Consider the following 20,239-nt stretch of genomic DNA (forward strand, 5'->3'; position numbering starts at 1 on the left):
CGCCATGCACAACGATCAATCGACATCCGCCGACCTCTCTGCCGCCTCCGCCTTCAAGGGCATCGCCCGGCCGGTGCTTGTTTCAGCCCTGCTGTTCATGGTCGTGACAGGTCTGGCCTATCCGCTGGCGACGACCGGCGTCGCCAATCTGCTCTTCCCGAGCCAGGCTCAGGGAAGCCTGATCGAGAGAAACGGGCAGGCCATCGGGTCTCGCCAGATCGGACAATATTTCGCCCGTCCGGAATATTTCCATAGTCGGCCAAGCGCCACGTCGGGTCCCGACCCGCAGGACTCCTCCAAGACGGTCGACCAGCCGTATAACGCTGGAGCCAGCGCCGCGAGCAACCAGGGTGTTCTCAGCAAGAAGCTCCTCACCGCGGTCGAAGAGCGCGCCATCGCCTACCGTCAGGAAAACGGATTGGCGGCCAACGCCGCCGTTCCGGTCGACGCGGTGACCGCGTCCGCCTCAGGTCTCGACCCGCATATCTCGATCGCCAACGCCAACATCCAGGCGCAGCGGGTCGCTCGCGCCCGAGGGCTGGCCGTGGACCGCGTCCTGGCGCTGATCAATGAGAATGTCGATCGACCGCAGTTCGGTCTGTTCGGCGATCCACGCGTCAATGTCCTTGCACTCAATCTCGCGCTCGACGCGGCTGCCGCGCCGGCCCGTCCGGCTGCCCAATAAACCCGAGGTGGCATCATGTCCGATCTAGAGACTCCTACGGCGCAGAGCGCCGCCGTCCTCGGCGGAAACGTCAAGCAAGTGCCGTGGGCCTCAGTGGCCGCGGAAGCCTTCAAGAAGCTGTCGCCGCGCGTTCAGATCAAGAACCCGGTGATGTTCGTCGTGTTTCTCGGCAGCATCGTCACAACTTTGCTTTTCATTCAGGCCGTGACCGGCAAGGGCGAGGCGTCCGCTCCCTTCATCTTCGCGATCGCCGCATGGCTTTGGTTCACGGTCCTCTTCGCCAACGCTGCCGAGGCCATGGCGGAAGGGCGCGGCAAGGCGCAGGCCGATGCGCTGCGCGCCACCCGCCAGCGCGTTCTCGCCCGGATGCTCAAGGAGCCGCGACGTGACGCCGAATCCTGGCCTCAGGCGAGCGACGAATTGGGTGTGGGAGCATACGTGCTTGTCGAGGCCGGCGAGATCATCCCGGCCGACGGCGAAGTGCTGCAAGGCGCAGCTTCGGTGGACGAGTCCGCAATCACCGGCGAGTCCGCCCCCGTCATCCGCGAGGCAGGCGGCGACTTCGCATCCGTGACGGGCGGCACACGCGTGCTTTCGGACTGGATTGTTGTCGAGGTCACTGCCAAGCCGGGCGAGGCCTTCCTCGATCGCATGATCGCGATGGTCGAAGGCGCTAAGCGTGGCAAGACACCCAACGAGATCGCACTGACGATCCTATTGGTCGCACTCACGATCATCTTCCTGCTCGTCTGCGTGACCCTCCTGCCGTTCTCCAGCTTCAGCACGATTATCAACGGCTCGGGCACGGTGGTGACGATCACGGTGCTCATTGCGCTTCTCATTTGCCTCATCCCGACGACGATCGGAGCACTGCTCTCAGCCGTGGGCATCGCCGGTATGAGCCGGATGATGAAGGCCAATGTGCTGGCCACCTCTGGCCGCGCGATCGAGGCGGCGGGTGATGTCGACGTCCTCCTCCTCGACAAGACCGGCACGATCACGCTCGGCAATCGCGAGGCGACGAAGTTCCATCCCGCGCCCGGCATCAAAGAGCCCGCGCTGGCCGACGCGGCGCAGCTCGCATCCCTTGCCGACGAGACGCCCGAAGGGCGCTCTATCGTGATCCTGGCCAAAAACGCTTTCGGCATCCGCGGCCGCGAGCTGCAGGGCGCGGAGACAATCGGTTTCACCGCGCAAACCCGAATGAGCGGCATCAACATCGACGGCCGCCAGATCCGGAAGGGTGCGGCCAGTGCGATCCGCGCCCATGTCGAGGCGATGGGCGGTGTCTTTCCCAAGGAAGTGACCACGACCGTCGAAGAAGTTTCTCGCCGCGGCAGCACACCGCTCGTCGTTAGCGACGGAACCAACGTCCTGGGCGTGATCGAGCTCAGGGACATCATCAAAGGCGGGATCAAGGAGCGCTTCGCCGAGCTTCGCGCGATGGGCATCAAGACCGTGATGATCACCGGCGACAACCAGTTGACGGCAGCGACCATCGCGGCCGAAGCCGGCGTCGACGATTACTTGGCTGAGGCGACGCCGGAGGACAAGCTTCGTCTTATTCGCCAGTACCAAGCTGAGGGACGGCTCGTCGCGATGACCGGCGACGGCACCAACGACGCGCCCGCGCTCGCCCAAGCCGATGTCGCCGTCGCGATGAACAGCGGCACACAGGCGGCCAAGGAAGCCGGCAATATGGTCGATCTCGACAGCAACCCAACCAAGCTGCTGCGCGTCGTCGAAGTCGGCAAGCAGATGATCATGACGCGCGGCGCGCTCACGACCTTTAGCGTCGCAAACGACCTGGCCAAGTATTTCGCGATCATTCCCGCCGCCTTCGTCGCGACCTATCCGCCGCTGGCCGCGCTCAACGTGATGGGACTGCACAGCCCGGCCTCGGCGATTCTCTCTGCGGTCATCTTCAACGCGCTGATCATCGTCGTGCTAATCCCGCTCGCCCTACGCGGGGTGAAGTATCGCGCCGAACCGGCGGCGCGGCTTCTCGGTCGGAACCTGCTCATCTACGGATTAGGCGGGATTATCGTGCCATTTATAGGTATAAAGCTCATCGACCTCGTGCTCACGCCGTTCTTTTAGACGAACGGCGTGCGGCAGTGGCGTGAGGCACTAGACGATGAACGATCAGCGACCTGATCCGGACGCTCTTCTGGAGGCCGTAAGAGGAAACGCAGAGCACTCCAAACGCGGACAGCTCAAGATTTTCTTCGGGGCCTGCGCTGGGGTGGGAAAGACCTTTGCGATGCTTCAAGCGGCGCGGCAGGCTCAGGCTGAGGGCGTGCGGGTCGGAATCGGCATCGTCGAGACGCACGGCCGCAAGGAAACCGAGGCGCTGATCGACGGCTTTGCCATTCTCCCGCGCAAGACGTTGCCGGGTAATGGCAGGCCGGTCACCGAGTTCGATCTCGATGGCGCCCTGGCGTCCGACTACAAGCTGCTGGTGGTCGACGAGCTTGCCCACACCAACGTCGCCGGCAGCCGCCATGCCAAGCGGTGGCAAGATGTCGAAGAGCTGCTCGACGCCGGCGTCGACGTCTACACCGCGCTCAACGTACAGCACCTCGACAGCCTCAACGACATCGTCGGCGGCATTATCGGCATTCGCGTCCGTGAAACCGTTCCCGATCGCATTTTCGATTCCGCGACCGATGTCGTGCTGGTCGACCTGCCGCCGGACGATCTGCTCGCCCGCATGAACGCCGGCAAGGTCTACTTGCCCGTGTCAATCGAGCGCGCGCGCCAGAACTTCTTCCGCCGCGGCAATCTGATCGCGCTACGCGAGCTTGCGCTCCGCCGCGTCGCCGACCGGGTCAACGCCGACGTCCGGACCTACCGCGTCTCGCACGCGATCAAGACGGTCTGGCCGACGCAGGAGCTGCTGATGGTCTGCGTCAGCGCGGACCGGTCGCAGGAGAAGCTTGTGCGCGAGGCCGGGCGCCTCGCGCAGCGGCTCCAGGCCAAATGGATCGTCGTCCACGTTGATCAGCCTTATCAAAACAACGACGCGCGATCCCGCGAGGCGCTGCTGGCCATCGCCAAGACCGCGCAATCGGCGGGCGCGGAGTTTGCCAACGTCCCTGGCCAAGACATTACCGAGGCGATCCTCGACTATGCTCGAAAGCGCAACGCCACCAAGCTCATCATCGGAAACACAGCTCGCCGACGCATATTTACGTTCAAACGTCGATTGCAGGAACGGCTTGCCCGCGCCAATCCGGAAATTGGGCTCCTGCTGCTGAGCGTTGACGAAGTCCGGGCGACCCGCCGAGTTCGCTGGATACCGGAGGAGCCGCAGACGCAGATCGCGGCGCTTGGCATCGCCACGCTCGCATGCGGCGCGGCGACCTTCCTCGCCTCCCAGCTCGTAGGCTTTTTCGATCTTTCCAACGTCGTCATGCTTTTCCTGGTGACGACCGTGTTCATCGCCTTGCGACTCGGCCGCCTCGCCGGGGCGTGGGCGTCCCTGCTTTCGGTGGGCTGCTTCGACTTCTTCTTCGTCGAGCCGAAGCTCTCGTTCGCGGTCACCGACACGCAATACATATTCACTTTCGCGCTTATGTTGGTAGTCGCGGTCGTGATCAGCCAACTCGCGGCGCGGCTCCGATCGGAAGCTCGTGTAGCGCGGGCCGGAGAACGAAGGGCGTCGGCCTTGGCCAGGATCGCCCGCGACCTCTCAAGCGCGATCAAGATAGACCAAGTTGTCGCGATTTGCCGGGAAGCGCTGACACCACTGTTCGAAGCGCGGATCATCCTTCTGGTTCCCGACAGGAACGAGCGCCTGATGCCTACCGAGGACCCCGGCCTTGTCGATACATCGACCGCACAATGGGCTTTCGATCATGGACAGCAAGCGGGCCTTGGCACTCAGACCTTGAGCGCCGCCCACGCCCTGTACCTTCCCTTGAAAGCGTCGATGGCCATGCGCGGAGTGCTGGCGGTCGTGCCGGTCGGCGCACCGCTGCCCGACGATCCAGACGATCGCCGTCTGCTGGATGCCTGCTGCTCGACCATTGGTCTCACGCTCGAGCGCATCCACTTCATGGAAGTCGCACAGGAAACCTTGGTCCGGATGGAGGGTGAGAAGCTCCGCAACGCGCTGCTGTCGGCCGTATCGCACGACCTCAAGACGCCGCTGACCGCGATCCGCGGCCTGGCCGAGACGCTGGAGCATCGCAAAGAGCTTGCAGTCGAAGATCGCAGTGACCTGGCACGCTCGATCCGGGTTCAGGCCGACGAGCTCAAGCGCCTCGTCGCCAACCTGCTCGACTTGGCACGCATGCAAAGCGAGGGCGTGCGGCTCAATAAGGAATGGAATTCCTTGAGCGAGATCGTCGGCAGCGCCGTGTTACAATCGCGCGCGATCCTCGAACCTCGCAAGGTTCGCACCAATCTGCCGGCTGATCTTCCGCTCATAGAGGCCGATGCCACGCTCATCGAGCGCGTTCTGATCAATCTGTTCGACAACGCCGCCAAGTATACGCCGCGCGATAGCACGATAAACGTTCGGGCCGGTGCTACGGCGGACACCATGTATCTCATCGTTGAAGATAATGGCCCCGGGCTCCCCGTGCGAGATCCGGAAACGCTGTTCGAGCCGTTCGCGCGCGGGCAGAAGGAGTCGTCGGTCGCCGGCGTCGGATTGGGCCTCGCGCTCTGCCGCAGTATCATCACGGCTCACGGCGGAACCATCCGAGCCGAACAGCGCAAACCAAACGGAGCCGCGTTCGAGATACGACTGCCGCTTGGGACGCCGCCTGCGATCGAAAGTGAACCGATCCATGATCAAGCCGCGCATTCTGATCGTTGAAGACGAAGCCGACATTCGGCGCTTTATCCGCATGGCGCTGGAAAAAGAGGGCATGAATGTCTTCGAGACGGCGACGGCCGAGGAAGCACGTCTGAATGCGGGCAGTCGAAAGCCCGACCTGATGATCGTCGATCTCGGACTACCCGACGGCGATGGCAAGACGCTGATCCGAGAAGTGCGCGGCTGGATGTCAGCGCCCGTTCTCGTACTCTCCGCGCGCGAGCAGGAAGCCGAAAAGGTGGAGGCGCTTGACGCCGGCGCCGACGACTATCTGGTCAAGCCGTTCGGCGTGCCCGAACTCCTGGCGCGCGTGCGGGCACAACTGCGGCGCGCGGGCACCGTATCGAACGGCGGCGCAGCGTCGCCCATAGCCAAGTTCGGGTTGGTCACCATCAATCTCGCCACGCACGAAGTTGCGCGCGCGGGCATACCCGTCCATCTCACGCCCAACGAGTTTCGACTTCTGACGGCGTTGGTCCGTGGCCACGGCAAGGTGCTAACCCACCGCCAACTGCTTATGGAGGTGTGGGGTCCCGGATACTCGGAACGCGCCCATTACCTTCGCATCTACATGGCGCAGCTCAGGCAAAAGCTCGAAGAGGAGCCGTCGCAACCCCAGCACCTCCTGACGGAATTGCAGGTCGGATACCGCTTGTCCGGCCTGGAGGCCGCCGAGACACGTCATAGCTGACGCTGAACAACCGGATCAATCCGACGATCCGCAAGGACCAGATCATGGCCGAGAAGCAGAATGAAACTGTCATTGAGTTGGCCACCGACGGCCGTATCGAGAAAGCTGACGTCGAAACCGCCATGCGGCAGCTTGATACGGCGCTTGAGCGCGGCGACACCGTCCATGTCTTCGCGGAAGTCCGCAACTTCAAGGGCATGTCCTCGGAGGCGTGGCGTAGCGATCTTGGCAACGCGTTCCGCTACCTGGCACGGCTCAGGCAATTCGGACGGATCGCCATCGTCAGCGACCAGGCTTGGATCCGTAACGCTGCCCGGATCGAAAACGCCTTGCTGCCCTATGTCAGGTATCAGGCCTATACGCCCGATCGTCGGGAGCACGCCCTCGCCTGGGTTCGAGGTGACGTCGATTCCGCGCATCCCGAAAGCCTGCGGGTCTTGGAGAACGGTGATTCCGATATTTTCACCTTCGAGATCGACGGCCGTATCACCAGCGCGGATGCGCGAAATCTCGCCGAGAGGCTTTCGGCCGCGTTCAGCGGCGGGGGCGGTCGCCGCCTCCTCGGCATCGTACGTCACTACGACGGCTTCGAGCCGTCGCTGCTCGTTGATACGAGACTCCTTGAACTGAAGATCGGGCTGTTACGCCATATCGAGCGATATGCGCTCGTCGGCGGGCCCGATTGGATAAGTCGCCTCACCAACCTCTTCGACCCGCTGCTCAAGATGGAAGCCCGTCATTTCGCGGCTGGCGACGAAGAGGCTGCACGGGCCTGGTTGCGCGGTCATGGCGGCTGAAGAAGAGCCCGTTCCCGCCAGCCCATCGGAGGCTGCTTCCTCGGTCCGGAGCACCGACGCGAGGAGCACCGATCCGGTATCGGACGAAGCATACTTCGCCCGCCGGGCGGCACAGGAACTGGAATTAGCGGCCAACGCTTCAGATGTAGCGGTCAAGAGACTTCATCTCGATCTCGCCGCGCGATATGCAACGCGCCGGGAGTTGGCTGCGCGCGACGTCGAGTCGAGTCATCCAATCGGTCGAACATGATTTTACCGCCGGCCGCCGAGAGCGAGACCAAGCCCCGACCAGAGGTGCTCCCCAAGCCGGCATCGACCGCAATGTCCGCGCCGCTCGGACCACGGCGAGCCAATCAGCCGCACGTCACAAGCGCTGTAGCCGCACACGATCGCCGGTCATGGCGATGACGACTGCAGGTCAGGCGACTAAGCGCGGGCCGCACCTCCTCATAAAGAAAGAGGACTGATGCCAGTCATCGCAGCGTATCTCTACCGCGACGGTCGTCGGGTTCGCGAAGTCGACATCGGCGAACGGGTTGATTGCCCGACGGATCGCTCCGAGTTCGTTTGGATAGGCTTGTCGGACCCATGCGCGGAGGACGTCATGGCGTTACAGGCCCTCTATAATCTTCACCCACTCGCGGTCGAAGACTCGCTCAAAGACGGCCAGTTGCCGAAGGTCGACATCTACGGCGATCAGTTGTTCCTGATCGCGCGCACCGCGCAACTGGACGACGGCGTCATTGCCTACGGACAGACCGCCGTGTTCCTCGGTCACAGTCACATCATCACGGTGCGCCAAGGCTCAACCCGATCACACCTTCCGCTGCGCAAGCACCTGGAAGAGTCGCCAGATCTCCTCGGCCAAGGCACGGACTATGTGTTGCACGCAGTGCTGGATTTCATCGTCGACGGGTACATTCCACTGGTCGAGTCGCTCGAGGAAGAAGTCTCGGCGATGGAGCAGCACACGCTCGACGCCTTCTTGGGTCGGACCGAGATCGCCCGAATATTCACGCTTCGGCGTCAGCTCACTCGCTTTGGACACATCCTGATACCCATGGAGGAGGTGGCCCGTAAGTTGGCTCAGACCAACCTTCCTTGCATCGATGCCGAGGCTCGCCACTATTTCGGCGACGTGCTGGATCACGTGCGGCGGGTGGAGACGATGAACACTGGTCTCCGCGAGGTGTTGACTTCGGTTTTCGAGTTCAGCAATCTGATGGAGCAACAACGCACTGGCGCCATCACCCGCCAACTGGCGGCATGGGCGGCGATCCTGGCCGTGCCGACTGCCTTGGCTGGCATTTATGGGATGAACTTCGAGCATATGCCCGAGTTGCATTCCGTCTATGGCTACCCTGCGGTTATGTCGGTCATCGCCGTGATATGCCTCACACTCTATCGGCGCTTCCGAAAAACTGGATGGCTATAGCTCACACGAATTGAAGCCAAAGACGCGGCATACCTCACGGCTGCCGCCTTTGATTAGTAGGACGCATATATATACCATCTTTACGTCTAGCCCGAAAATCTGATCTCGAATCTTTATGATCGTGCCTTTAGTTGGATTGCCGCCATCATGGAGGGCGGCATGCCAATCGCAGCAACTGTTGCAAGGGATGCAGGGTTACGACTAGCGGGCTTGCTGGGCGTGATCATTGCCGCACTTGCGTTGAGCCGCCTCTACGCACTTGTCCATGCGCTTCCGCTGCATGAAGCCACGCCCTTTGAGATGCTTCTGGCGGCGTTGGGCTTCGTCGGCATGAGCGCGGGCAGCGCCTTGCTCGTGCTCGGTCGCCACATCTTTGATCAGATCGAGCTACCGAGGCGCTCCCCGGCGACACCTCTTCACATTCCCTCCGAGGAGGCCTCGGACGCAATGAGATGGACCGTGGCGCCTGCCAATCCATCATCGGTGTTTCCGCGCCCGCCGCGCGCCAGAAACCAGGTTCTGCTGCGGGGAGCACGATGAGGCACAATGATGAATCCAGAAGGCCTCCTGATGCTCCTGCTCATCATCGGCGGGTTGCTGTGGTTGAACATCTACCTCCGCGTAAAGCTGTTTCTGGCGAGCCGCCGGGACAGGCGCAAAGCAACAAAAGACCGCGGATCGGAGGAACGCTCCGCCTGAAAAAATCGCAAACATGATTGGAGCAGCCGCGATCAACCTGAGAGCAAGCGAACTTCGATCAACGTCGCGGCTTCGATTGACCGTCCGCTCGATTACACGGAATGACCAATGTCTGGCGCGTCCGTCTTCATCATCTTCTTGGCAGTGCTCTTGATTGCAGCACGCCTGTTGCTTCGCCCGGAGCGCCGACCGCCGGTCCCCGCGAGCCAAAAAGCCGAAGGCATTCCACGTATGGATAGACCAGTTGGAACACGCCCTACAACGTTTGAGCCAAGCAACAATCGCCGCTTTCTCAAGTTGTCCGCCCCTTCCGGTGGGCCTCAAAAGAGGCTCTCACATAGCCTGCGCGACGCTTGCAGTCATTTCACCGGCGGCAGCACATCGGCATCGCTTCGGATCGGACTGGACGCCTCCCTGAGCTATGGCCCGCTTCGAAACGTGCTCGCTCGGCTCCAAAAAACAGAACCAGCGATAGATGTACGTTTTGTCGAGGGTGACGACGACGATATCGTCGATCAAGTTGCGCGCGGAACAATTGACGTCGCTTTCATACAAGAGCGGGTGGATAACGCTTCCATCGTGTCCGAGCACTGCTGGAACGAGACGATAGTAGTGGCCTTGCCGGAGGGTCATCGGCTCGCCGGTCACCACGCCCTTCATCGCGAAGCACTCAGATGCGAAACGTTTCTGATGGCGATCGATGAAACACGCGTCATCCGCACGGCGAACGAAATAGCGACAATACTCGAAGGCCGGCCACGGTTGATCATTCCAACCCAGGTCCATCGCGACACTCTCATGCATCTCGTAGGATTGGGGTTCGGGATCGCGCTGACACGCTCTTGCGCACTAGGCGTTTATTATCCCGGCGTCATCTACCGACCGATCAGCGCCCCGGAGCCTCACGCTGCGGTCTACGCAATTTGGCGGCCGGAGACCCTCTCGCCAGAGGCCTCAGTTCTGCTCGCCTATGCCCAGGCCGAAGGCCGTCAGGGAGCGGTGGAGTGATCGCCCCGTCAATCCATGCTGCGCGCTGCCGCCTGAGCTTCCTTCGGCTCATAAGGGCCTTTGCACCGACCCCGCCCAGGGTGCTCTAGGGTCAGGACTCGTTGATCACAGCCAGAAGATGACGGTGGCAGCGAGGGCGATTGCGGAGAAGAAGGCGGTGGGGCAGCGGTCGTAGCGGGTAGCGACCCGGCGCCAGTCCTTGAGGCGGCCGAACATGATCTCGATGCGGCTGCGACGCCGATAGCGGCGCTTGTCGTACCGGATCGGTTCGTTGCGCGACCTGCGCCCTGGGATGCAGGGTTGGATGCCTTTGGCCTGGAGGGCGTCCCTGAACCAGTCGGCGTCGTAGCCGCGATCACCAAGCAGCCACTGCGCCTTCGGCATGTCATCGAGTAGCGCTGCCGCGCCGGTGTAGTCGCTGACCTGGCCCGCGGTCATGAAGAAGCTCAAGGGGCGCCCGTTCGCATCGGCGATGGCGTGAAGCTTGGTGTTCATGCCGCCTTTGGTGCGGCCGATCAGGCGGCCAAGATCCCCTTTTTAACCCGCAGGCTCGATGCCGTGCGGTGCGCCTTCAGGTAGGTTGCGTCGATCATGACCGTCTGCGGCTCGGCGCCAGCTGCAGCCAGACCTTCCATCATTCGCGTGAACACACCGGCCTCCCCCCAACGCTTCCACCGATTGTACAGCGTCTTGTGCGGGCCGTACGCGCCAGGAGCATCGCGCCAGCGCAGCCCGTTGCGGTTGACGAACACGATGCCGCTCAGCACCCGCCGGTCATCCACTCGAGGCTCGCCGTGGCTCTTGGGAAAGAACGGCCGCAGCCGCTCGATCTGCTCGTCCGTCAGCCAAAACAGGTCGCTCATCCCGGTCTCCTTGCGGAGCCTGAATCAGATCGCGACGCTCACATCAATGGGTCCTGACCCTAGAATGTCGCCCCTCAGCATTCTTTCCGCGGCCGTTAAGATCATCGGCGTCTCAGGCCTGATCGGCCTGCTCGTGGCGGCTCATCATATACCAGCGGCCGCGCCGCCGTTGCGCGCGGTCGCCTTGCTTTGGTTTCTTGCGCTCGGGATCATCTACGTTCTGATCCCGGGGAAACGAAGCGGGCGCTCCTTCCTTGGTCGCCGTCCATGGCGTTGAACAGCTTTCACGCTGATATCGGCGACTGGATCCTCATGCTCGCGCGCTTCGCTTTACTCGTGTCGCTAATGGCGTTGTTCGTACGGCGGCGCCAAGTCACCCGAGGCATAATGGCGAAGCTCGACACGCTCGCGAAGTCTCGGCTCATCAACAAAGCCAAAGACCGGTCGGTAACCGAGGCTCCAAAAGAACCTCTAGCTGGAGATCGAGGTCGACTTAAAGGATATCAGGACGAGAAAGACTGAAAGCGAAGGTCTTAGACGAAGCTAATCTGCCCTAACGCAATATTTGCGCGGTTTGGCCCGATCATACGCCATCCTGATGTCGGTCGAGCTACCGTTCGTTGCATTGGCCTCGCGCGGCCGTGACCGGCGAGCCTTGGAGCAATGATAGGGCACTCGCCGACCATGTGGGAAGCGGTCACGCGATTCCGGTGGATGAGGTTGTTGCGTGAGCAGGACAGCCGCTCGCGGATACATCTCCGCGCGTTTTGCGGGCAAGTCGGATTGATCCTCCTACTCTGCGCACCTACCTTTGCGCTCGATCATCGGCCGCCCTTTCTTTTCCTGTTCTTCGTGCATTTATTGTTTGCTGCATCCGCACTTGTTCTCGTTGGTGTCGCGCTGGTCACGCGACAGCCAGTTTCGCGTACAAGCCTCTGCATGTGGGATCACGTCTTCGCCATGCTGCTCCTGATGCTGATCAGTTCCGCGGCACTCAGAATGCTTGTCAGCTAAGGCTGTGCGCTCGCCGTTCTCAGCCAAGCCGGGTTCACCGGGTTACGTAACACATCGCTCTGCGCCTCGCGGGGCGATTGACGGGGCTTTGGCCGCAGCCCATGGTCGCTTGGTTATGCAAGCGCCGAAGGCTCACGTCCGATTCTGCAATCGCGGGTGCCAGCTCATGTCGGGCTGTTAGCCCCGGGTCCGGACGTTCGCGTGCTGGGTTCGGGGTAAGGGCATAGCCCGATCCGCCACGCCTCGCCAGCGTTCGCAACCCTCACACTACGAGCCTTCGTGATGACCATCGTTAAAGCTGCCGCGCGCCCTCCCATTCATATGATCGACACCGAAGCCGATGCCCTGGCCGATCTCGGAATGCGTGCCCACGCCCGCCAGTCAGATGTTAGCCGCCTGTTGATGGCCGAGATCGAACGCGCCAGGATTCACACCGCCGAGGACATTCCTCCGGATGTCGTGACCATGCATTCGACGGTCGAGTTTGTCGATCAGGCAACCGGCACCCGTCGCACCGTCGAACTCGTCTACCCTGCCGAGGCCGATATTGCTGCGAACCGGATCTCCGTAATCACTCCTGTCGGCGCCGGGCTCATCGGCTTGCGCGAAGGTGACTCAATACTCTGGCCAGATCGCGATGGACACGAACGCACGCTGAGCGTCGTAAAGGTGATCCAACCGGCACGAGACACGACAGCAAAAAGTCGCTGATCGCGAACTTACGAACCTGCCTGAAATCTCTCCGTCTTAGCCGACACTGGGGAGCTTCGCTCTAACCCATTGCGCCAGCCCTGAGGGGCGTGGCGCCCCACCCTGGATAAAGATAACGAATACGAATCGCCGTTTGCACTACCTTAGAGCCGTCTCGGACCGACAAGCCGCGCATAACGCCGCCGTCACCGCCTTTGACCACTACTGCAGGGGTGCAAGCGGGCTCCGTCAAGGGGGCGGCCATATTGATCTATTAAGCAGCGATTTGTCCGTACCGTCTCCCGCTTCCCATGGCCTTGACGTCATATAGTCTGCTACCGAAGGCCGTGACGAAATCGTCAGCTTCCAGCGCCCACATTTTAAAGCGATTTGCCGAGCGCTGGAAAACCAGAACCTTGCCGTCATAGAGATCGAGACCGTGGGTTTCGGGGATCGGTAGAGTGATCTTCTCCATCAGATTGTTGCCGAGTCTGAGGTCTCGCGAAACAAGACCGCCACTCGGCGGGTCAAAGGTGATGGTTCCAATCACTGAGTTTTTGGCCAGATCGTCAGGTGGATTGAAGCCGAAATACCGGCTCATGCCTCTCGGGAAATCAATCTGATTGCCAGGATGATCCGGCCCGCGATTTTGCGTGACGTAACCAGCCTCAATCCAGAAAATATCGGAAGCTGGCTGGTCGGCTTGCGCTTCTTCCTCCGCCGTTACTGCCGCAAAGTCTGCCTTCCAGCGTTCCTCGTAAACATCAAGAATATCGGCCAAAGGCGTCGCTTGCGCCCAAAGGTCAGTTGCCATCGTCTCGATGTTGCGGATTTTGCTTTCGTATTCAGCCTGAACGTCGGTGCGAAGAGTGGCACCCGCCTCGATGCTCTTACGCAGGCCATTCGAGGAAAAGTTTCCGGAACCGACGATCATGCCAAACCGCCCGTTGGTCCGGTTCGCTAATATCGATGATTTCGCGTGAAAATCCCGGCGCGGTAGAAATCCGTTCTGCTCGACGATCCAGGCACCATCATAAACGCGAACCTCGGCATTCGGTTTTCCGCTAATGATCCTGAGAGCTTGAGGCTGGGTCCGTCCGTAATCTAGTCCGAACAGCCAGCGCGATTGCGTTCCGACCCAAAAGGCAGGCGCCATGGCGATGCTGAATGAGGAAGCTCCGGATTGGGTGGCGTACGCGAATATCCCGAAAAATTCCTCAGAGGCGATCCAATCGTGCGCTCTTTGTATCTCCGACAAGGTCGTCGGCGAATTCTGATCGCTATGAAGGAAAGTGCGTAGCTTCATGCCCCGTCCCCCGATGGAACGAGCGCGGCTTTGCTCGGGTCGTAAACGAACCCCGTGATCGAGCCGTCTTTGATGCGCTCGACCGCTTCGTCGATTACGAACAGCGGCACGAGGAACCATTCTTGCGGCACGACAGGATTTCCAAAGCGATCGGTGATGGTGATGTCCAGCCGCGCGGGATTGAAAACGCGGTGGATGAGACGCTCCAGCTTCGCACGGTTGATGTTGAAGAGGTCGTAGGTGGCGACGATCTTCACGTCGGCCATGATGAATGTGGGTTGCAAACGCGCGCCCGCGATGCGCTGTTCGACGCTCATATTCGTCACGCCGATCTTGTGAACCAGATCGCGATTGGCGGCGACGGTGGGATGATCGGACTTGCTCCGGAGAACGTAGATGGTGCCGGAAGCCAGATCATCGCCGGCGTGCTCACCGGAAAACAGCGGCCCTGCAACAGGGTCGGTAATGCGCCTTCCGGCCTCGTCCTTATGGAGCGCCCGCTGGAGCGAGCGCATGAGCATGTTGCTCTCGGTGCCGTTGTCGAAAATTACACGGAGCCGCGCATCGGTCTTGCCCTGCGCGTTGATGAAGACCTCCTCCATATCGGCGACATAGGCCTTTTGCCCGCTGACGATGAACCATGCGCCAGAGCCGATCTCCGCTTTCATTTCGAACGGACGCGTTTCGCGCAGGCCGGAATCGATCTCGGCCTGAATGGCTTCGAATAACGGTCTGAACCGATCAAAATCGTCACACCGCTCGCGGTGAGCAATTTCCTCTGCTGCACGCTTTTCGGCGGTCGTTCGCACATGACGAAGCTCGGTGATGTCCGCCGATCCTGCCGCGCCTTTCAGCTCGGCGAACAGCTCGTCCTCGTCCATTTCCTCGACGGGCGAAGCGGAAGTGTTCTCCCCGCCAGACAGCAATCCTTGATGGTCGAGCGGCGCTAGAAGGGAGCGGCACTCTTCCAGACCGCGAAGGCGATCGAGCCGGACGGCATAGAGCCGCTCAAAGACATCCCCGTCTTCGCCGTGTTTCGGAGCGCGGCCATGCTCCTCAGTGAATCGCTGGATTTCCTCGAAACCCGCAATGATGCGCTCCTCGCGCGGGGTGCGCCCGCCCTTCTTTTCCGGCTGGGCAAACTCCGCCAGTTCTTCGCGCAGCTCATCAAGGTCGAGATCACTCATAGCGTCCCTCATCCTTGAAGCGGACAAAGGCGGCCGCGCCCTCGGCCATGCGCTTTTCCCACGCATCGGTCGAACTGATAGAGGGAAGCCGTCCGCGCTCATTCTTGAACTTCACGGCGCGCACGGCCAGTTCCTTGGCCTCTTCGGGCGTGAGGGTCGTGCGTTTGGCGGCGATGGCGGCGGCGACCTGCTTGAGGCTTTCCTCGCTCATCGTTTTGGCAAGGATGGCGTAGGCCTCGCCGAACGGGTTGATCCGGTCGATAAGATCGATGTCGAGTTCTGTGACACTGAGCGCGAACTTACGCACGCCGTCGATCAGGGCGGTGTTGGCGCTCGGCTCGCCATCGGTTTGCTTCTTCGCTTGCTGCGTCAGGGTAAGCGCGGCGATGGCGTGCTGGCGCACGGCCTCCTGGTCCTCGTCGCTCAGCTCGGGATACCTATCCTTTATGATCTTGCCGAGACGCACCTGCGTAAGTTCCTCGGGCACAAGCTCCTCGTCGAACAGGCCTCTCTCGATCGCGGTCTTGTCCTGCACGAAGGCCGCGATCACCTCGTTGAGGTCTTCCTGACATATGCGCGCGGCTTCGTTGGATTTGGGCTCGGCAAGCCCGTTGATCTCAATCTGGAAGTGGCCGGTCTGCTCGTTGAAGCCGACATTGCACTTCGCGGGATCGTACCCGCCTTCGCCATAGTCGAAGCCAGGCGTAGGGCCGCTTGCCGGATTCTTCGGCTTGAACTCGAAGCGCGGCGCAAGCACCTGTTCCATGAGAAGGCTGGCGGCGATGGCCTTGAGCGTGTCGTTGACCGCTTCGGTAACAGCCGCCTCCGAAGCGTCGGGTTCCGCGATCAGATTGGTAAAGCGCGCGCGGGTCTTATTCGGCGCGTCTCTCGTCGCACGACCGATGATCTGGACAATCTCGGTAAGGCTGGAGCGGTATCCGACTGTCAGCGCATGCTCGCACCAAATCCAGTCGAAGCCTTCCTTCGCCATCCCGAGCGCGATGATGATGTCCACGAAATCGCGGTTGTTCTTCTGCGCGGGATCCTTGAGCGCCAGCGACACGCGATCCCGCTTGGCCGGATCGTCATCGACGAGATCGGCAATGCGCAGGATGCGCCCCTCGGGCGTTTTGACGAGCTGGAAACCTGTGAGCGGATCGGCTCCCTGCCATTCGCCCAACTCGCCGATGATGTGTTCCACCTCCTTGATCTTATCCTTCGTACTCTCACGCGAATTGACGTTCGGAATGTGGATGATGGTCTTCTCAGCAGGGTCGAGGACGCCGAGAATGTCGTCGGCATACGAGCCGGAGTAGAAGAAGTATCCGATGTCGAGCTGCTTGAGATACTCGTAGCCGTTGAGCTGCTCGTAATAGGTATAGGTGACGCTTTCGAATTTGGTCTCGTCGTGGGGGGCGAGAACAGCTTCGGCATCTCCGCGAAAATATGAGCCCGTCATGGCGACGATATGCACGCGGTCACGGGCCATGAACTGACCAAGGTGTTGACCGAGTTTGTTGTCGGGATTGGCGGACACGTGGTGGAACTCGTCCACTGCGATCAGCCGGTCGTCGAATTTCTCGACGCCGTACTCGTCCACAGCGAAGCGGAACGTGGCGTGGGTACAAACCAGCACCTTGTCGTCGCTTTCGAGGAAGGCGGCGACGGATTTGACCTTCCCGCCGTTGTCCCCGCCTGGCGCGTTGCAGAGGTTCCACCTCGGCTCGACGTGCCAGTCGGCCTCGAAGCCGTATCTGGTGAGGGGCTCGTCGTTGAAGCTTGAGCCGATCGATTTTTCCGGCACGACGATGATGGCTTGCCTCACGTCCTGATGCGCCAGCTTGTCGAGCGCGATGAACATGAGCGCGCGGCTTTTTCCCGATGCGGGCGGCGATTTGATAAGAAGGTATTGCTCGCCGCGCTTTTCGTAGGCGCGCTCCTGCATGGGCCGCATGCCGAGTGCATTGGCTTTTGTCGAAGCACCGTTGCGGGCATAGGAAACCGAAACGGAGGGTACGGATTTCTTCTCGTCGGTCATGCGCTTGCCCCCGCCCTGCGTTTTCTGGTTTCGCCCTGCGCGGTGGTCATCTTGGTGTAAAGATCGAACAGCTTCTCCAGCCGCTCCGTATCGTTGCGAAATCTCCGCCCGATATAAATGCGCTCCAGAACCTCGTCGTTGTGCTCATGCGCCTCCCGCAGGTCAGTCGGCATGTGCTCAGGGTCGTAGAGATCGGCGATCGTTGCAGGAAAATGAGCCTCACGGGCGAGGAGAATATTTTCCGCGCATCGTGTCAGGTCGGCCTTGTTTTTGTTGGTGAGGATCGGAACCGGAAAGGTATTCCAGCCGATCGTATTGGAGTATCGGAAGTCTGTTTTCAGCTTTCCGCAGACGGTAGCGACCCAGACCAGGTGAAGCCGCGACGCCACGATAGACATATTCCACAATGGTGCATCGTAGAGGGCGAACAACAGATCGCTTACGATCGTCTCCCGATCGAATAGGTGGACCGGTAGGTAGGACCGTCGTTCGGACGACACTTTCGCCACGGCCAGTGTGTAGCGCTCGGCTGTGCCCGCGATCTGGACAAAACGATAGGGCTTGGAAGCGAAATCCCGCGTCGATGCGGCTGCACTGCTGGTACGGAAATCGCGCACTCGGCCTAATAACGCTTGCAAAAAAGGGTGCTCGGCCGCGAACTCTGAATCTTTAGCCTCGATCCACACGCACCAGCGGGGCTTCCCCTGGATCATCTGCTCGGAGCCCAGATACGGCCGAACGAACCGAGCCAGCTCGGGATATTGGTCGAGGACCTGCCTCCGCTCATCTGCGGACAAAATGAAGTGGCCGCCGTCTCGTGGCATGTTCCCAAAGAGCATCGGAGATAGCCCTCCGATCGGGCTCCGTGCCGCCTCGACCGAAGTGTTGGAGCCTGCCGCAAGGTAGGCGTTGATGTTGCTTACCTGCCGTTCGATCACCGCACCATCATCGGCAATGGAGAACAGCCGCTTGGAGGCTGGCGCATCCCGTGAGATGGCGACGATGGCCACAATCACACCGGCGTTGTGGCTTGCCAGATTGGCCCATTTGAACGAGGTATGGGCGAAGGAAATCTGGTGGCCCGTCTCAAAAATCAAGGGCCACAGGATCGGAACCTGTTGTCCTTGGCACACGGAATTGGTGGAGACGAATGCAGCAGAGGCATTCGATCTCAGACCGTAATCTGCCGCCTTCATGAACCAGCCGGCGACATAGTCGAGGGACTTCCATGCCGGCGTGCGGCTATCAAAAATCGCTTTCAGATCGTCCTTTTGATCGTCGTTCTGCCACTTGCTTCCGAGGTAAGGCGGGTTTCCGCAGATGTAGGTTTCGCCGCCCTCATTCTCGAAGTCTATCTGGGCTTGATCCAGCGGCGTGCTGAAGAGGTCATCGCCTACCAGGTTCACGCCCGTGCCGGTCGGCGGGCAGATGCTCAGCCAATCCAGTCGCAGGGCATTGCCTCGGAAAATCCAGTTCTGGGCGTCAAGCGGCAGTAGGTCCGCAAGTGCCAGTTTCTGGCCGCGATAGAGCACGTCACATTGGTATTCCGCGATTATGAGCGCAAGCCTCGCGATTTCCGCTGGGAAGTCGCGCAGCTCGATCCCCCGAAAGTTCGTCACGGGAATTTCGGACGGTCGATCGGCTTCGTCCCGCAGCTTGTTGATCTTCGCTTCAATGGCGCGCATTTCCTTGTAGGCGATCACGAGGAAATTTCCGCTGCCACAGGCAGGATCGAATACCCTGATCTTCGACATGCGCTTGCGCAGGTTGAGAAGCGTCCGCGGGTTTTCACCCGCTTCTTCAAGGCGCTCGCGCAGGTCGTCGAGGAACAGCGGGTTAAGCACCTTCAGGATATTAGGAACGCTGGTGTAGTGCATCCCGAGCGCGCCGCGCTCCTCGTCGTCGGCGACGGCCTGGATCATCGAGCCGAAAATGTCGGGATTGATCTGTTTCCAGTCGAGCTTGCCGATATGGATCAAATAGGATCGTGCGATACGGCTGAAACGCGGCACGTCCATGTTCCCCGAGAACAGTCCGCCGTTCACATAGGGAAAGGGCTCGGCCCAACGGGGCAGCGACGCCGAACTCCTGTCTTCGCTCTTGATGTTCATAGCGCGGAAGAGCGTGCCGATCACCTCATGGGTGTTCGAGGAGTCCTTCGCGCTCATCTGATCGATGGTGTCGGTGAATAGCCCTGTCTTGCTGAAGATGTCCGTGTCTTCGGCAAAGAAGCAGAAGATCAGGCGCGCCATGAAATGATTCATGTCGGGGCGGCGCTCGGCCGTACCCCAATCGGGATTGTCCCTCAGAAGCTCTACATAGAGGCGATTGAGGCGGCTAGTCGCCCTGATGTCGAACGAGTTATCGCGGATTTGCTTGACGGTCGAAATTCCCGCCAACGGCAGGAAGAAGCCGAAATGGTCAGGAAACTCGCCATAGGCGGATGCAACAGTCTCGCCACTCTCGAGGTCTTCCGCCTCGAACGTGTCTCCATCGGTCGCGAGCACAAACCGCGCCTTGGCCCGCAAGGTGGCGGAACTCGCCTTGAGCGTGGAAAGGGTATGTGTGACCTCACCCGCAGCGCAGGTGACGATATGGATGTTGTTGGTTTGAAGGACGCCGCCGAGGTCGGATTTATTCGAAACGCCGCTTCGCAGGCGCTTGATGGTAGTTTCCTTGTTGCCGAAGGCTTGCAGGAACGCGAACGGAAACTCGGCGGGGTCGAACGGACGTTCGGCCAGTGCGCTGACAGCTTCCTCGATCTCGACCGCGTTCATTTCCTTTCAAGCCCGCCACTTGCCGCACCCGCATCACTACCGTGGGCGCTGATATAGCCCTTCATGAATTCGCGAATGACTTGCGCGGCGGGTCGGTCCTGATCGCGGCAGACTGCAAGGAATTTCTCCCTTAGATCGCGTTCGATGCGGATGCGAAGCCCCGTGTCCTTCATGGCGCCACGTGTACCCGATGGATACACATGGCGCCATCGCTTTCCAGC

17 protein-coding genes are annotated in these 20,239 nt (G+C 60.8%); 11 read left to right on the forward strand and 6 right to left on the reverse strand.

Annotated features, from left to right (window positions below; all coding sequences use genetic code 11):
- The first annotated feature begins 4 nt into the window (after positions 1–4).
- From kdpC to J0I47_RS15780, 9 genes are all read left to right on the forward strand, one after another.
- Positions 5–685 (forward strand): potassium-transporting ATPase subunit KdpC, encoded by a 681-nt coding sequence (gene kdpC / locus J0I47_RS11870; RefSeq protein WP_203310720.1) that lies wholly within the window; start codon positions 5–7, stop codon positions 683–685.
- Between the two features lie 15 nt (positions 686–700).
- The gene (gene kdpB, locus J0I47_RS11875) at positions 701–2,785 is read left to right on the forward strand and encodes a potassium-transporting ATPase subunit KdpB (protein WP_294047207.1); all 2,085 of its coding nucleotides are present in this window, start codon (positions 701–703) and stop codon (positions 2,783–2,785) included.
- A gap of 37 nt (positions 2,786–2,822) precedes the next feature.
- Positions 2,823–5,513 carry a sensor histidine kinase KdpD gene (locus J0I47_RS11880; protein ID WP_294047208.1) on the forward strand — a complete coding sequence of 897 codons (2,691 nt, stop codon included), beginning with the start codon at positions 2,823–2,825 and terminating at the stop codon, positions 5,511–5,513.
- Positions 5,485–6,204, forward strand: a complete 720-nt coding sequence (locus J0I47_RS11885; RefSeq protein ID WP_203310723.1) for a response regulator — start codon at positions 5,485–5,487, stop codon at positions 6,202–6,204. The genes J0I47_RS11880 and J0I47_RS11885 overlap by 29 nt, the downstream gene beginning before the upstream one ends.
- Before the next feature lie 44 nt (positions 6,205–6,248).
- Complete coding sequence (locus J0I47_RS11890; RefSeq protein ID WP_203310724.1) at positions 6,249–7,001, forward strand: STAS/SEC14 domain-containing protein; 753 nt, start codon at positions 6,249–6,251, stop codon at positions 6,999–7,001.
- Positions 7,002–7,467: 466 nt separating this feature from the next.
- Entirely contained in the window at positions 7,468–8,436 is a 969-nt protein-coding gene (locus J0I47_RS11895) for a magnesium and cobalt transport protein CorA (protein WP_294047209.1), read from the forward strand.
- Between the two features lie 159 nt (positions 8,437–8,595).
- Positions 8,596–8,976, forward strand: coding sequence for a hypothetical protein (locus tag J0I47_RS11900; RefSeq protein WP_294047210.1), 381 nt, complete (start codon positions 8,596–8,598; stop codon positions 8,974–8,976).
- 30 nt (positions 8,977–9,006) lie between these two features.
- Positions 9,007–9,135 carry a hypothetical protein gene (locus J0I47_RS11905; RefSeq protein ID WP_275298328.1) on the forward strand — a complete coding sequence of 43 codons (129 nt, stop codon included), beginning with the start codon at positions 9,007–9,009 and terminating at the stop codon, positions 9,133–9,135.
- A gap of 231 nt (positions 9,136–9,366) precedes the next feature.
- A complete protein-coding gene (locus tag J0I47_RS15780; protein ID WP_366810174.1) occupies positions 9,367–10,143 on the forward strand; it encodes a LysR family substrate-binding domain-containing protein in 777 nt (258 codons plus the stop codon).
- Between the two features lie 105 nt (positions 10,144–10,248).
- On the opposite strand, the gene J0I47_RS11915 is transcribed toward J0I47_RS15780, so the two are convergent.
- Positions 10,249–11,006 (reverse strand): IS5 family transposase gene (locus tag J0I47_RS11915; protein ID WP_203310728.1). Its coding sequence is split into 2 segments (ribosomal slippage): positions 10,249–10,673 and positions 10,673–11,006, totalling 759 coding nucleotides; the frame shifts between segments, so codons are not numbered across the junction.
- A 723-nt stretch (positions 11,007–11,729) separates the two neighbouring features.
- Here J0I47_RS11915 and J0I47_RS11920 point away from each other — a divergent pair.
- The gene (locus J0I47_RS11920; RefSeq protein ID WP_294047212.1) at positions 11,730–12,020 is read left to right on the forward strand and encodes a hypothetical protein; all 291 of its coding nucleotides are present in this window, start codon (positions 11,730–11,732) and stop codon (positions 12,018–12,020) included.
- A gap of 282 nt (positions 12,021–12,302) precedes the next feature.
- Positions 12,303–12,731, forward strand: coding sequence for a nucleoside diphosphate kinase regulator (gene rnk, locus J0I47_RS11925; RefSeq protein WP_203310772.1), 429 nt, complete (start codon positions 12,303–12,305; stop codon positions 12,729–12,731).
- A 253-nt stretch (positions 12,732–12,984) separates the two neighbouring features.
- On the opposite strand, the gene J0I47_RS11930 is transcribed toward rnk, so the two are convergent.
- From J0I47_RS11930 to J0I47_RS11950, 5 genes are read right to left on the reverse strand one after another with little or no spacing between them, the layout of a single operon-like run.
- Positions 12,985–14,016 (reverse strand): hypothetical protein, encoded by a 1,032-nt coding sequence (locus J0I47_RS11930; protein ID WP_203310729.1) that lies wholly within the window; start codon positions 14,014–14,016, stop codon positions 12,985–12,987.
- On the reverse strand, positions 14,013–15,203 hold the full coding sequence (locus tag J0I47_RS11935; protein ID WP_203310730.1) for a GIY-YIG nuclease family protein: 1,191 nt from the start codon (positions 15,201–15,203) through the stop codon (positions 14,013–14,015). Before J0I47_RS11935 ends, J0I47_RS11930 begins: the two co-directional genes overlap by 4 nt.
- Positions 15,196–17,241, reverse strand: coding sequence for a pseudomurein-binding repeat-containing protein (locus J0I47_RS11940; protein ID WP_294047213.1), 2,046 nt, complete (start codon positions 17,239–17,241; stop codon positions 15,196–15,198). The genes J0I47_RS11935 and J0I47_RS11940 overlap by 8 nt, the downstream gene beginning before the upstream one ends.
- Positions 17,238–20,018 carry a DNA methyltransferase gene (locus J0I47_RS11945; protein WP_294047214.1) on the reverse strand — a complete coding sequence of 927 codons (2,781 nt, stop codon included), beginning with the start codon at positions 20,016–20,018 and terminating at the stop codon, positions 17,238–17,240. The genes J0I47_RS11940 and J0I47_RS11945 overlap by 4 nt, the downstream gene beginning before the upstream one ends.
- Entirely contained in the window at positions 20,015–20,191 is a 177-nt protein-coding gene (locus J0I47_RS11950; protein ID WP_203310733.1) for a hypothetical protein, read from the reverse strand. Before J0I47_RS11950 ends, J0I47_RS11945 begins: the two co-directional genes overlap by 4 nt.
- Positions 20,192–20,239: the final 48 nt, after the last annotated feature.

It is taken from the genome of Sphingomonas sp., assembly GCF_017304635.1.
Taxonomy (GTDB): domain Bacteria; phylum Pseudomonadota; class Alphaproteobacteria; order Sphingomonadales; family Sphingomonadaceae; genus Sphingomonas.

What these genes read in the sequence shown, in the direction of transcription:
- kdpC (WP_203310720.1), top strand. Translation starts at nt 5, where the DNA reads ATGCACAACGATCAATCGACATCCGCCGACCTCTCTGCCGCCTCCGCC.
- kdpB (WP_294047207.1), top strand. Translation starts at nt 701, where the DNA reads ATGTCCGATCTAGAGACTCCTACGGCGCAGAGCGCCGCCGTCCTCGGC.
- J0I47_RS11880 (WP_294047208.1), top strand. Translation starts at nt 2,823, where the DNA reads ATGAACGATCAGCGACCTGATCCGGACGCTCTTCTGGAGGCCGTAAGA.
- J0I47_RS11885 (WP_203310723.1), top strand. Translation starts at nt 5,485, where the DNA reads ATGATCAAGCCGCGCATTCTGATCGTTGAAGACGAAGCCGACATTCGG.
- J0I47_RS11890 (WP_203310724.1), top strand. Translation starts at nt 6,249, where the DNA reads ATGGCCGAGAAGCAGAATGAAACTGTCATTGAGTTGGCCACCGACGGC.
- J0I47_RS11895 (WP_294047209.1), top strand. Translation starts at nt 7,468, where the DNA reads ATGCCAGTCATCGCAGCGTATCTCTACCGCGACGGTCGTCGGGTTCGC.
- J0I47_RS11900 (WP_294047210.1), top strand. Translation starts at nt 8,596, where the DNA reads ATGCCAATCGCAGCAACTGTTGCAAGGGATGCAGGGTTACGACTAGCG.
- J0I47_RS11905 (WP_275298328.1), top strand. Translation starts at nt 9,007, where the DNA reads ATGCTCCTGCTCATCATCGGCGGGTTGCTGTGGTTGAACATCTACCTC.
- J0I47_RS15780 (WP_366810174.1), top strand. Translation starts at nt 9,367, where the DNA reads ATGGATAGACCAGTTGGAACACGCCCTACAACGTTTGAGCCAAGCAAC.
- rnk (WP_203310772.1), top strand. Translation starts at nt 12,303, where the DNA reads ATGACCATCGTTAAAGCTGCCGCGCGCCCTCCCATTCATATGATCGAC.
- J0I47_RS11930 (WP_203310729.1), bottom strand. Translation starts at nt 14,016, where the DNA reads ATGAAGCTACGCACTTTCCTTCATAGCGATCAGAATTCGCCGACGACC.
- J0I47_RS11935 (WP_203310730.1), bottom strand. Translation starts at nt 15,203, where the DNA reads ATGAGTGATCTCGACCTTGATGAGCTGCGCGAAGAACTGGCGGAGTTT.
- J0I47_RS11940 (WP_294047213.1), bottom strand. Translation starts at nt 17,241, where the DNA reads ATGACCGACGAGAAGAAATCCGTACCCTCCGTTTCGGTTTCCTATGCC.
- J0I47_RS11945 (WP_294047214.1), bottom strand. Translation starts at nt 20,018, where the DNA reads ATGAACGCGGTCGAGATCGAGGAAGCTGTCAGCGCACTGGCCGAACGT.
- J0I47_RS11950 (WP_203310733.1), bottom strand. Translation starts at nt 20,191, where the DNA reads ATGAAGGACACGGGGCTTCGCATCCGCATCGAACGCGATCTAAGGGAG.